Below are 12,353 nucleotides of genomic sequence, written 5' to 3'. Positions count from 1 at the left end.
GCCGGTGACATCCATCGAGGACCTCTACAAGCGCGCCGTCGCCCTCACCGGAGAGCCAAAGCCCATCGAGTTCCTCGACAAGGTCGTCGGTATCGTGCGTTATCGCGATGGCAGCGCGATCGACGTGGTGCGCCAGGTCAAGGACTGAGCATGACGGCGGAGACGACCGGTCGAAACGGTGAAGCGGTCAGCCTCGAGCAGATGCTCGAGGCGAGGGACAAACGGGCGGCCCGCCAACAGGCGGCGCTGACCCGTTTCGCCCTGCCGGTCGTCTCGTCGGGCGTGGTGATGCCCGGTCCGGTGAAGGACAATGCGCAGTCGCGCATCGCCATGGCCGCTGCCAGGGAGGCCCTGGAGGCCTTGTTTGCCGCCCGCGATTGGCCGGTTCGCCTGTTCGAACCGGTCCGCGGACCGACCGGGCCGGAAAGCATCCATGTGATCGACGCCGACGCCCTGGAGATCAAACGGGCCCTTGCCAAACTGGAGGACACCCATCCCCTGGGCCGGCTATGGGATCTCGACGTCATCTGCCCCGAACGGGGGATCATCTCGCGCCGATCCCTGGGGCAACCGCCGCGCCGATGCCTTCTCTGCGAAGCCGAGGCGCATGCCTGTGCCCGATCGCGCCGACACTCCCTGGAGGAACTGTTGACGGCGATCGAAAAGATGACAGGCGCCTATTCCGCGACAGGCCCTTAACGCCGGGACTGGTACCCCGTCCGGACCGCGAAGCTCTTCGCAAAACGCAACCCACCCTTTCGGAAATCGACACGGCTTTCATCAAGCGGACTTGCTGTGCTGAACGACAGGCGGCTACTCTCCGAAGCTGATAGACATTTCAACCGCCGGAAGTCATGACCTTTCCTCATCACCAGGAAACCGACAAGGCACTCAACGAAGCAGCGGCACGCTACGACTTTGTCCTGGTTCCGGGTCTCAACGACAGCGGCCCGGAACATTGGCAGAGCTTCTGGCAGGCCCGGCACGATTTCTGGCGACGCGTGACGCAGAGCCGCTGGAACAATCCCGACATCGGTTCATGGATCGACGCCACCCACCGGCTCTTGGCGACCTGCCGGCAACCGGCCATCCTGGTCGGCCATAGCTTCGGCGCCCTCGCCTCCTGCTGCGTAACCACCGAAGAGCGTTATCCGATCGCCGGGCTGATGCTGGTCGCCCCGGCCGAGCCCGAGAAGTTCGAAGTGGAGGACCGCGTGCCGATGGCACCGCTTCACGTGCCGACGGTCGTCGTGGCCAGCCACAACGACCCCGTCATCCGTTTCGGTCGCACGGTCTATTGGAGCAAGGTGTGGAACGCCGATCTCGCCGACATCGGCGAAGCCGGACACATCAATGCCGAGGCCGGCTTCGGCCCCTGGCCCTATGGCCTGGAGATTCTAAAGGAACTGGTGGCGACCATCGATCACCAGCGGCAGGGAACCTGACGAGGTCACAGTCCCGATCGCCCTGATTGAACTTTCAATTACCCCCCAACAATATTTGGATGGGAAAATTGAAAAATTTGCCAATCGCCACCAAGAATCGTAACGTTATCGTCAATATCCGTGTTGGTCATTTGAATACTTGAGTGTTCGATAGACTTGCCGACAAAAAAAATGCGCCGCTGCGGTCAGGATGCGAATGATCCTGCGAACGAGCGATGCCGGACGCTTCGATAGAGGGAATGTATGAAATGGTTGAGAATGGTGCGCCCGGAGAGATTCGAACTCCCAACCCCCAGATCCGTAGTCTAGTGCTCTATCCAATTGAGCTACGGGCGCATTCTCAAGCCCTGCCGTTCGGCGGGGCGGAGGACGGGGAACATACTCAAACCAATCTCACTGCGCAAGGCAAAATATGGGGGAGGTGCAACTTGCTGACCGAGCCCTCCCCGCGGACCAAAAGCGGCTTGTCCCCCCAGCAGCATTTGAGTACACTCGCCCGAAGATTTGCTGGGGGAGCAAATTTCTTTCCATTACAGAAATTCTAAAAAAGATCCCGGCCGCATAGACCATAAACTCGCGAGTCAAGGTGCCCTGCCCGATGGCTTTCACTAAAACCCATTCCGTCGCCGTCTTTGCGGCACTCCTGCTTGGTGGATGCTCTTTCACCGACCAGGCTTTGTTTCCGCCTCTCGCACAGGCTCCGGACGCTACTTCATCGACCGCCGGCGCGACGAGCGCGCAGCCGTCGGCTGCGGTCGAGAATACCTACGCCGTACCGAGGGTCTCATCCGGCCAATCCACCGGAACCTTCGTCGGGCAGAAGGTTTCCTCTTTGCGCAACGATCTGCAACAGCTCCAGAGCACGCTGACCGGCCAGGCTGGTCAACTCCAGCAGATCCGCAATCAGACCGTTCAGGATTCACAGAGCTATCACGGCACCGTGGCCGCCATCGAATCGCGGTTGCAGGTCGGAACGACGCTCGGCAATCCGATCCTGGTCCAGCAGTGGAATACCGCACAGGGCGCACTTGATCACATCAATGAGGATGTGCTGAAGATGAATCGCCTCAGCACGGATGTCGCTTCGACCTCCGGCCTGGCGGCCTATCTGCTCGATTCGGTCCGCGCGGCGCGCAGCCTGTCCGGTGCCGTCGACGAGGACCATCGGCAATTGCGCGTCCTTGAAGACGAAACCAACGGAACCATCGTCATGATCGAGCGCCTGCTGACCGATCTGGCGACCGATGTGCAGCGCCAGCAGCAGTACGTTTCCAACGAGCGCAGCAATCTGAACACGCTGGCCATCGCCATCAAGAATGGGCAGCTTTACGGCGCGTCCCTTTCCAACGTGGCCTACGCCAACCCGGCGTCGCTGGCCCCTGGGGCGACCCAGGCGACGTCCGCCGCAGTCGGCTCCACCGAGCGCCCGCTGGTGGTCATCCGTTTCGACCGCCAGAACATCGCCTATGAGGACGCGCTCTATACCGCCGTCAAGGGTGCCCTCGACCGCCGTCCGACTGCGGTCTTCGACGTTGTCGCCGTGTCGCCGTCCTCGGGCTCCCCGGGCACCACCGCATTGGGCGAAACCACCGCGCGGCGCAATGCCGAGGCCGTTGTCCGGTCGCTTTCGCAGATGGGCTTGCCGTCCGATCGGGTTCGCGTCTCGTCCTTGAGCAGCCCCGACGCCACCTCCGGCGAGGTCAGGGTTTTCGTTCGTTAAACGGCTGGCCTTTCACGGCAGCTGAAAAAGCCGACCTTCAGGTCGGCTTTTTTATTGTTCCAGCTGTTGCCTCAACCCGTCACCTGGGGTTAAATGCGCCCCCTATTTCGGGGAGTGTCACATGGCTCAGGATTTTACCGGAAACGCCGCCATCAAGATCGGCTGGGATGCCCTGCATCGCGATTCCGTGATCTTATCGCAGAAACTGCGGACCAAGGGGCCGTTCAAAGGCATCATCGCGGTGGCCCGCGGCGGCTTGGTTCCAGCGGCCATCGTGGCCCGGGAACTCGATATTCGCCTGGTCGATACCGTCTGCGTATCGAGTTACGACGACACCGTCCAGCGTGACGACCTGCTGATTCTGAAACCGGTGGAAGGCGATGGCACCGGCTGGCTGGTCATCGACGATCTGGTCGATTCCGGCAAGACCTTCCGCCAATTGCGCAAGATGCTGCCCAAGGCGCATTACGCCACCGTCTATGTCAAGCCGGTGGGACAGCCGGTGGTCGACACCACGGTGATCCCGATCGATCAGGAGATCTGGCTGGTTTTCCCCTGGGACGACGACCCGGCCAACTGGCGCCTGCACCGCGGCTGAAACGGACACCGTCAGGGACGCCGGTGCCACTGAGTTTGTCGCTTTATGTAAGTGGCACCGGCGTCCCTGCCGGTGTCGAGACGATGAGCCGGATCAGGCCGGCCGTACCCCGACATTGTCGATCAGGCGGGTCTTTCCCAAATGGGCGGCGGCCAGGATGCGGGCCGCACCGGTCAGCGTGTCCAACGGGGTCAAACTCTCCGCATCGCGAACACTCAAGTAATCCACCGCCCTGAAGCCCGCCGTCAGCAATTGCTTCCGGCCCCACGCCTCCTGTTCGGCGATCGGCGCCCTCTCGGCCACCCGCGAGGCCATCGCCATCAGCGTCTGGTGCAATATCGGGGCTATGGCACGCTCCTCGACGCTCAGATAGGCGTTGCGCGAACTCATCGCCAACCCATCGCTTTCCCGAACCGTGGGAACGCCCTCGATCACCGTCGGAATGTTCAAATCGCGCACCAGACGGCGGATCACCTGGAGCTGCTGGTAATCCTTCTCACCGAACAACGCCACGTCGGCCCCCGACTGCAGCAGCAATTTGGTCACCACCGTTGCCACGCCGGAGAAATGGCCGGGCCGGAAATCGCCGCACAATCCCGCCGAAGGTCCGCCGACGGTGATGCTGGTGACGAATCCTTCCGGATACATCTCATCGACCGTGGGTGCGTAAAGACCATGTCCTCCGTTCTTCATCAGCAGCATCGCGTCTTCCGATTCCCGGCGCGGATAGCTGGCGAAATCCTCTTTGGGACCGAACTGCGTGGGATTGACGAAGACGCTGGCAACGGCACGGTCGGCGACCTGCAAGGCTCGGGTCACCAACGCCATATGCCCGGCATGCAGCGCCCCCATGGTCGGGATCAGGGCGACGCGCAATCCCTGCCCCTGCCAGGCGCGGATGGTGTCACGCAAAAGCGCGACGGTTCTGAAGGTCGGCAATGTGTTCTGAATAGTCATCGCAGGCATCTTTTAAGGCTCGGAAGGTTTCGGCATGCCGAAACAATGTTCTGGACCGGGAAAGCGGCGGGCCCGCACGTCGGCGGCATAACGCCCGGCCGCATCCTCGACGGCACCGGCAAGCTCGGCATAGCGCTTGACGAATTTCGGAGTGAAGGTCCCGAACAACCCGAGAATATCCTCGGTCACCAGCACCTGGCCGTCGCAAGCGGGGGACGCGCCGATACCGATCGTCGGGATATCGATCTCCCGGGTAATGGCGCTGGCCAGGAACTCGACGGTTCCTTCGATGACCACGCCGAAGGCTCCCGCACCGGCGACCGCCTGGGCATCGGCCCGGATCTGCAAGGCCTCCGATTCGGCCCGGCCCTGGGCTCGGAAGCCGCCGAGAGCATGCACCGCCTGCGGCTTCAAACCGATGTGCCCCAACACCGGAATGCCCCGAGACACGAGAAACTGAATGGTCTCGGCCATTTCGGCGCCCCCCTCCAGCTTCACCCCGGCGGCCCCGCTTTCCGCCAGCACCCGGGCGGCATTGCGGAACGCCTGCTGCGGGCTTTCCTGGTAGCTGCCGAAAGGCAGGTCGACGATCACGCAGGCATGCTGGGAACCGCGCATCACGGCGAGCGCATGATTGATCATCATGTCCAGGGTGACGCCGATGGTGGTGTCCATGCCATAGAGCACCATGCCGAGCGAATCCCCCACCAGCAGCATGTCCACATGGGGATCGAGAAGCTTGGCGACAGGGGCGGTATAAGCGGTCAGTGCGACGATGGGTTCACCCGCCTTCTTCAAACGGATGTCGCGCGTGGTAATGCGCTTGCTGACGATTTCCTTGCTCACAGGGGTATCTCCTCGGTCGGTCCTGATGGCGTTCTCTTTAGATGCGCCCATCTTTCGGCCGGCCAAATTCGGCCGCATCGTCGTCGATGCGGACCGCGGCGTCTTTTACAACCTTTTTGTCGAAGAGAACAGAACTCTTGCTGCGCCGAATACCCGGATCAACCACCCTCGGCAATGCAAAGCAGATCATCCAATCTTTGAATCGCCACGTGATTGGCGTCGGGCAAGGCGATCAGGCCGTCGCGCTTCAGGCCGGTCAGCGTGCGGCTGACCGTCTCGATGGTCAGTCCCAGGAAGTCGGCGATGTCGGAACGGCTCATCGGCAAGGCGAAAACCGGCGTCTTATCGCCAAGCCGCCGCCAAAGGACCACCAGGAAGGTCGCCACTCTTTCACGGGCGGTCTTCCTGCCAAGCAGCAGCATCTGCTCCTGGGCGGCGGCCAGTTCCTGGGTGGTGGCGCCGAGAAGCTTCTTTTCCAGCATCGGCAGTTCGTCGAACAGGGCTTCGAGTTTGCGGCGAGGAAACCGGCATAGAACGACGGGCGTCATGGACTCGGCCGTATAGGCGTAGCCCTCATGGACCGACAGGCCGAAGAAATCGCCGGGAAACAGGAAGGCGGTGATCTGACGCCGTCCGTCGGACAGAAGCTTGTAGAGCTTCACCGCGCCAGCGGTGATCGTATAGAGATTCAGCGCCGGATCGCCTTCGCGGAAAATGGTGACGCCCGGATCGATGCTCGCTTGGCCCAATACCGTCATGAAGCGGCGGAATTGCTGGGTGCTGAGCCCCGCGCAAAAAGCCATGGCGCCAAGATCGCAGTGGACGCAACTCACCACCTGCGCTTCGACCTTCTCGCGTTCAAGCGTCAAGACATCCAAAGGATCCCCTCCGGCCAACCGCCTCGGCCCATGTCAAGTTACCAGATCATGAAACGTCCCGGCCCGTTCGCGCAAGCCCGCTGTTGCGGTTAGTCCCGGCGCGGGCCCTCTTGCGATTCTTTTTCCGCCGGGCTGTCGGCGGTTTCGTCGTAATCGAACAAAATGCGGTTGGCCGCGCCGTCCAGATCCTCGAACTGTCCCGACCGCAACGCCCAAAGGAATCCGGTCAGTCCCAATGCACCGAGCACCAGGGCGACCGGTATCAGCATCAACAGGTTGCTCACCAGATCCTCCCGCGGGAAAGCCTGAGCGCGTTGGTGATGACGATCACCGAGGAGGTCGACATCGATATCGCCGCGATCAGGGGCGTCACCATTCCCGCCACCGCCAATGGTATGGTGAACAGATTATAGCCCAAAGCCAGGACGAAATTCTGCATGACCAATGTCCCGGCCTTTCGCGACACCGCCAGGGCTTCGGCGACCGGCGCCAGACGGTGCCCCTGGAACACCACGTCGGCCGCCGTCTGACTGATATCGACCGCCGATGACGGCGACATGGAGACATGGGCCAGAGCCAGGGCGGGGGCGTCGTTCAGCCCATCGCCGATCATCAGCACCTTGTGCCCCGCCGCCGCCATTTCCTCCAAACGCACGCATTTGTCCTGCGGCGTGCAGCCACCCCGCCAGTCCTCGATGCCGAGCGCATGGGCGACGGCGCCGACGCTGGCCGGCCGGTCTCCGGAAAGCAACTCGATGTGATATCCCCGGCGCTTGAGCAGGGCGATCACCTCGCCCGCGTCGTCGCGGGGCGGGTCGGCGAAAGCGAAACGAACGGGCGGGGCATCCGGCCTGGCCAGGAACAGCTCCGGCCCCAGGGCTTCGCCGCCATCGTCGGGCAGCCCCAACCAGCGCCGGCTTCCTAGCCGGATATCGCCCAGCGTCAGCCCGCGGCCGGGGATCTCCTCCACCCCCTCGGCCGCCGCCGCGCCGGGCAGCGCCCTGACCAGCGCCCGGGCCACGGGATGCTTGCTGGCCGCCGCGATAGACGCGGCCAGCCGCAAATCCTCGGGCGCCCAGGTCCCGGGCAGCAGTTCGGGACGTCCGGCGGTCAGCGTGCCCGTCTTGTCGAACACGATGCGATCGACCGCGGCCAGGCGCTCCTGGGCCGTCGCCGACTTGACCAGGATGCCCTGGCGCAAAAGGCGGCCACTGGCCACCACCTGCACCACCGGCACGGCCAGGGCGAGCGCGCAGGGACAGGTGATGATGAGCACCGAGACGGCATAAAGCAGGGCCTGCTGCCAGGGGGTGTTGGTGAAGATCTCCCAACCGAGGAAGGTCAAGGCCCCCATCAGATGGACCACGGGGGCGTAATAACGGGCCACCCGGTCGGCCACCGCGACATAACGGGCGCGGCCCTGCTCGGCGACTTCCATCATGCGCACGATTTCGGCCAGGAGCGTGCTTTCCCCGACGGCGGTGACGCGCAGGCGCAAAGGCGCCGCCAAATTGAGGGTGCCGGCAAAAACCGGGGACCCGGGCGCCACGGGGGCGGGGATAGACTCCCCGGTGATCAGGCTGGAATCGATTTCGGAGCAGCCCGAGATCACCATGCCGTCGATGCCGATGCGCTCGCCCATCGCCACCATTACGGTCATATCCAGGCCAACCTGCTCGGGCGGCGACAGGCGCCGGCTTCCGTCGGGCTCCAGGATGGTCACCGCCGCGGCGCCGAGGGACAGCAGATGTTCGGCCGAAGCCCGCGCCCGCCCCCGCGCCCGGCTGTCCAGGTAGCGTCCGATCAGCAGGAAAAACAGCAGGGAGACGGCCGCGTCGAAATAGGCATGCGGCCCCCCGCGGATGGTCTCCCACAGGCTCATGGCGGAGGCCAGGGTCACGCCGATGGTGATCGGCACGTCCATGTTCGAGCGCCCGGCCCGCAAGGCGGTCAGCGCGGACCGGAAGAAGGGCCTGATGCAATAGACCACCGCCGGCAGGGCGATCAGCGCGGAAATCCAATGGAAAAGGGAGCGGGTCACCCAGTCCATGGACCCCGATTCGCCGGCCCAGATGGACACCGAGAACAGCATGACATTGCCGGCGGCGAATCCGGCCACCGCCATCGCCCGCAGCAACTCCTTCTCGGCCTGATCCGACTCGCGGCCCAACCGCGAAGCGTCGTAGGGTTGCAGGAGGTAGCCGATCCCGATCACCGGCCCCAGAATCGTATTGGCGTCGTTGTCCCCAGGGCGCCAGCGCACCACCAAACGGCGCGTCGTCATATTGAGCCGCGCCTGAACCACTCCGGGTTGCTTGGCCAGCAGCGATTCGATCAGCCAGACGCAAGCCGCGCAATGCATTCCCTCGACCATCAAATGCAAAGTGGCCAGACCGTCCTCATCCACCCGTCCATAGGACGCATAGTCGATCGGCCCGGCGTCCTCGTCGGGACGCAACGGACGCTGCGTCGGATCGATACTGCGACGGCGATAATATTGATCGAGACCCATGCCCCGGATCAGGCCGTATGCCGCGCGGCATCCCCGGCAACAGAAGGCGTCGCCACCCGAGGAGGTGGCGGCGACCTCCGTTCCGCAATGGGCACACAGAGCCATCAGGGAAGATAGATGCGCTGCGCGAACCGGTAGCTCACATCCCCACGGCGGGCCGCCACCTCCAGGTCCCATTGGCCCGCCAGAGGCAGCACGGCGGCGATCAGATAGCGCCCCTGCCCCTGCTCGGCCATGGTTCCCGAACCGTCATGACCAGCCTGGGCGGGACGGATGAAGGAAACATCGCCCTGCAGGCCGGTCACCGGCCTGCCGTCCTTATCCTTGAAGGTTACCAGGATGTCGGCGCCATGGGGAACGGCGGCGGTCGGCGCCGTGGCCCGCACCTCCGCGGTCACCGTCCAGCCGAGCTGCTGCTGGCGTTTGGCGGAGGCGATCTCCTCGTTGTATTTCAGCCCCTTGTCATAGGCCTGGTCGGTCGACAGGCCGCTGAAGGTATGAATCGCCGAAAACATGAAGATCAGATTGACGGCCAGCACCACGAGAAAGACGCCGACATAGATGTAGGGATACCACCAACCGGGCCTGCGCCCCGACATCGGTGAGGAAACACTCGCTGACTGCGTCATTCCTGGCCTGGCCCCGCAAACATGTTTTGATGACGAATGATTCTGCCGGTGTCGAGATTGGTCAAGACCATGGTCAGATCCGCCTTTTTGGTGGTGACCGATCCCTTCGGCGCGGTGACGAACAGGCGATAGGTGCCGACCTCGTCCGCTCCGGTGGTGAGATCGATCGTGCTGCGCCCATCCCCGTCTATGCCGATAACCGACATGGTGGCTCCCGCCACGCCTTCAAGACTCAAACGAAAGTGGCCCTCCTGGCGCACCATATTGAGGATCTTCAGCGTATAGCCGTTACGGATGCGATTGCCCGACAACTCGACATAAACCGGAGACCGCTCGTGCAACACATTGGCATCGAAGGTCTTGCGGGTTGAAAGGCTGTAGACCATCACCGCGCCGACCAGACAGATCATTCCCAGATAAATGAATGTCCGCGGACGCCACAGCCTGGTCTTGACGGATGTATCCCCCCGCGAGCGCGCCATCTGATTGAACGAGGAATCATAGCTGATCAGCCCGCGCGGCAGGCCCAGCCGGTCCATCACACTATCGCAGGCATCGACACAGAGCGCGCAACCGATGCAAGCCAGTTGGCTGCCGTTGCGGATATCGATGCCGGTTGGACAGACCTGCACGCACAATTTGCAATCGACACAATGTCCGCGCCCTTCGAAGATCTGGGCCGCCTCGCGCCCCTGGACGGCCCCGCCCAGCTTGCCGCGCGGCTCACCCCGCCAGCCCTCGTAGCTGACGATCAGCGAATGCTCGTCGAACATGGCGCTTTGAAAACGGGAATAGGGACACATGTAGATGCAGACCTGCTCGCGGGCGAAACCAGCCAGCAGATAGGGAAAGACCGAGAACAGCGCCATGAAGCCATAGACGTTGATGCTGGCCTGTCCGGTCAGCAGGTCCCGGGTCACGCTCGGCGCATTGTCGAAATAGAGCACCATACCCCAGCCCGACAGCAGCGAGATGACGATCCAGCAGGCGTGCTTGCCGGCCTTGCGCAGAATTTTGCCCGAGGTCCACGGCGCCTTGTCGAGTTGCATGCGCCGGTTGCGGTCGCCTTCGAACTTCTGCTCGATCCAGACGTAAAGATCGGTCCACACCGTCTGGAAGCAGGTGAAACCGCACCAGACGCGCCCCAGCAGCGCCGAAATGAAAAACAGACTCAGGGCGGCGATGATCAGCAGCCCCGTCAGGTAATAGACCTCCTGCGGCCAGATCTCGATGGCGAAGAAATAAGCCCGCCGGCCCGGCAGATCGAGCAGGATGGCCTGATCGGGCGCCCCCAATCCGCGGTTCCACCGCACCCAGGGCATGATCCAGAAGATGCCCAGCAAAACGGCCATGACCAGCCATTTCAAGCGGCGGAAAGTTCCCTTGTTGAGAAAACGGGGGTAGGCCTTTTCGTGAACGGCGTAAAGGGAAACCTTCCGCTGGGAAGGCGGTGGCGGCTCCAAGACCGTTTGCTTCGCTGAGGACATGGTTCGCCTGGAATCCTGTTGTTCAACTCCGACCGAAAACTCTACCCGCCTCACACCCCCCGAACCTTGCGTTCGGTCAAGATCTGGGTCGAATGATCATCCCGGCCCTGCCGGAATGGACTATAGGCTCTCCGGCCTTTGGAGAAATATGACTAAGTCACAACCATCTGGCGATAGGGCAACAAAAGAAGGGCGCCCGCGGCCGGTTTCCGCGGACGCCCTTCGATTTTTCCGGATCCTACTTCCCGCCCCCGAGGGAATGGACGTAGACCGCCAACGTCTTGATGGTCGCCTCGTCGAGGCCGCGGTCGGTCCAGGACGGCATCACGCCACCCTTGGGGTTCTTGACCTGCGAGATGATCTCGGCCTTCTGGTTCTTGCCTTTGTAAAGCCAGATGCCGGCGGCCAGAGCCGGAGCGCCGACGGCCTGACTGCCCTCTCCCGCCTCGCCATGGCAAGGCGAGCAGCGTTCCGCGAAGATCGGCAAACCTTTCTGCGCCGCCGCCTGATCGGAGGAACTCTTCGACAGGGACAGAACATATTCCGCCAGATTGTTCAGTTCCTCGTCGGACAGGGGATCGCCGCCGCCCCATTGCGGCATCTCGCTCTGACGGGAGTTGGGATTGCTGTTGCGAATGCCGTAGGTGATGGTCGTCCGGACATCGTCGAGCGTTCCGCCCCACAGCCACTGGTCGTCCGCCAGGCTGGGGAAGCCGTAGGCTCCGACGCCGCCGACGCCGTGGCAAGCCGCGCAGTTCTCGTTGAACACGGACCGTCCGCCGGCCAGGGCGAAGTTCAGCAGATCCTTGTCCTTGACGATGTCTTCCAGGGACGCCTCCTGGATCTTGGCCAGATAGACGGCCTTGGCCGACTTGGCCTGCTCGATGTCCTGGACCACCTGGCTGCGGGAATGCCATCCCAGCGTGCCGGCCCAGTAACCGTTCAGGGTCGGCCATGACGGGTAAAGCACCCAATAGCCGATGGCCCAGATGATGGTCGCGTAGAAGACGCCCATCCACCACCTCGGCAGCGGCGTATTCAGTTCCTTGATGCCGTCCCATTCATGGCCGGTCGTGTATTGGCCAGTGACGGGGTCTTTCTCAGCATTGGTCGCCATGCTCAGCGCTCCTCGTTCTCATCATCCTTCAACGGGATCCGTCCATAGGACTCGATCGTCGCCTTGTTTTTCGGCCAATAGGCCCAAAGGACGATCCCGCAGAAGAAAACCATCACCCACACACCCCAGAAGGCGCGCAGCCCATTGATGAAGGGATCCATAGC

The 12,353-nt window shown here is 62.8% G+C and carries 14 protein-coding genes and 1 tRNA gene; 5 read left to right on the top strand and 10 right to left on the bottom strand.

Annotated features, from left to right (window positions below; genetic code table 11):
• Positions 1-4: 4 nt before the first annotated feature.
• The 3 genes from CWS72_RS03730 to CWS72_RS03720 all read left to right on the top strand — a co-directional run bounded on the left by CWS72_RS03730 (position 5) and on the right by CWS72_RS03720 (position 1,445).
• On the top strand, positions 5-148 hold the full coding sequence (locus tag CWS72_RS03730; protein ID WP_241911560.1) for a citrate lyase subunit alpha: 144 nt from the start codon (positions 5-7) through the stop codon (positions 146-148).
• Positions 149-150: 2 nt separating this feature from the next.
• The gene (gene citX, locus CWS72_RS03725; RefSeq protein WP_101249202.1) at positions 151-699 is read left to right on the top strand and encodes a citrate lyase holo-[acyl-carrier protein] synthase; all 549 of its coding nucleotides are present in this window, start codon (positions 151-153) and stop codon (positions 697-699) included.
• 155 nt (positions 700-854) lie between these two features.
• Positions 855-1,445 (top strand): RBBP9/YdeN family alpha/beta hydrolase, encoded by a 591-nt coding sequence (locus CWS72_RS03720; RefSeq protein WP_101249201.1) that lies wholly within the window; start codon positions 855-857, stop codon positions 1,443-1,445.
• Positions 1,446-1,704: 259 nt separating this feature from the next.
• On the opposite strand, the gene CWS72_RS03715 is transcribed toward CWS72_RS03720, so the two are convergent.
• Positions 1,705-1,781 (bottom strand) — tRNA-Arg (locus CWS72_RS03715).
• 262 nt (positions 1,782-2,043) lie between these two features.
• Between CWS72_RS03715 and CWS72_RS03710 the strand changes: the two genes are divergently transcribed.
• Together CWS72_RS03710 and gpt are read left to right on the top strand one after the other, a co-directional pair.
• Positions 2,044-3,165: a hypothetical protein gene (locus CWS72_RS03710; protein ID WP_101249200.1), complete on the top strand. Its 1,122-nt coding sequence runs from the start codon at positions 2,044-2,046 to the stop codon at positions 3,163-3,165.
• Positions 3,166-3,286: 121 nt separating this feature from the next.
• A complete protein-coding gene (gene gpt, locus CWS72_RS03705; protein ID WP_101249199.1) occupies positions 3,287-3,763 on the top strand; it encodes a xanthine phosphoribosyltransferase in 477 nt (158 codons plus the stop codon).
• A 93-nt stretch (positions 3,764-3,856) separates the two neighbouring features.
• On the opposite strand, the gene panC is transcribed toward gpt, so the two are convergent.
• The 9 genes from panC to CWS72_RS03660 form a co-directional block, all read right to left on the bottom strand.
• Complete coding sequence (gene panC, locus CWS72_RS03700; protein WP_101249198.1) at positions 3,857-4,720, bottom strand: pantoate--beta-alanine ligase; 864 nt, start codon at positions 4,718-4,720, stop codon at positions 3,857-3,859.
• A 12-nt stretch (positions 4,721-4,732) separates the two neighbouring features.
• Positions 4,733-5,566 (bottom strand): 3-methyl-2-oxobutanoate hydroxymethyltransferase, encoded by an 834-nt coding sequence (gene panB, locus CWS72_RS03695; RefSeq protein ID WP_241911552.1) that lies wholly within the window; start codon positions 5,564-5,566, stop codon positions 4,733-4,735.
• A gap of 158 nt (positions 5,567-5,724) precedes the next feature.
• A complete protein-coding gene (locus CWS72_RS03690; protein WP_241911551.1) occupies positions 5,725-6,435 on the bottom strand; it encodes a cyclic nucleotide-binding domain-containing protein in 711 nt (236 codons plus the stop codon).
• Between the two features lie 98 nt (positions 6,436-6,533).
• Positions 6,534-6,728, bottom strand: a complete 195-nt coding sequence (ccoS, locus tag CWS72_RS03685) for a cbb3-type cytochrome oxidase assembly protein CcoS (protein WP_101249196.1) — start codon at positions 6,726-6,728, stop codon at positions 6,534-6,536.
• A complete protein-coding gene (locus tag CWS72_RS03680) occupies positions 6,725-9,061 on the bottom strand; it encodes a heavy metal translocating P-type ATPase metal-binding domain-containing protein (protein ID WP_101249195.1) in 2,337 nt (778 codons plus the stop codon). Before CWS72_RS03680 ends, ccoS begins: the two co-directional genes overlap by 4 nt.
• Positions 9,061-9,585 (bottom strand): FixH family protein, encoded by a 525-nt coding sequence (locus tag CWS72_RS03675; protein WP_101249194.1) that lies wholly within the window; start codon positions 9,583-9,585, stop codon positions 9,061-9,063. The genes CWS72_RS03680 and CWS72_RS03675 overlap by 1 nt, the downstream gene beginning before the upstream one ends.
• Complete coding sequence (ccoG, locus tag CWS72_RS03670; protein WP_101249193.1) at positions 9,582-11,072, bottom strand: cytochrome c oxidase accessory protein CcoG; 1,491 nt, start codon at positions 11,070-11,072, stop codon at positions 9,582-9,584. The genes CWS72_RS03675 and ccoG overlap by 4 nt, the downstream gene beginning before the upstream one ends.
• Before the next feature lie 238 nt (positions 11,073-11,310).
• Entirely contained in the window at positions 11,311-12,189 is an 879-nt protein-coding gene (ccoP, locus tag CWS72_RS03665; protein ID WP_101249192.1) for a cytochrome-c oxidase, cbb3-type subunit III, read from the bottom strand.
• Between the two features lie 2 nt (positions 12,190-12,191).
• Positions 12,192-12,350, bottom strand: a complete 159-nt coding sequence (locus CWS72_RS03660) for a cbb3-type cytochrome oxidase subunit 3 (protein WP_101249191.1) — start codon at positions 12,348-12,350, stop codon at positions 12,192-12,194.
• Between the last annotated feature and the right edge of the window lie 3 nt (positions 12,351-12,353).

Source organism: Telmatospirillum siberiense, assembly GCF_002845745.1.
Taxonomy (GTDB): Bacteria; Pseudomonadota; Alphaproteobacteria; order Rhodospirillales; family Magnetospirillaceae; genus Telmatospirillum; species Telmatospirillum siberiense.
The sequence above is the reverse complement of the archived record's forward strand: the minus strand, read 5'-3'. Positions and strand labels throughout refer to the sequence as shown.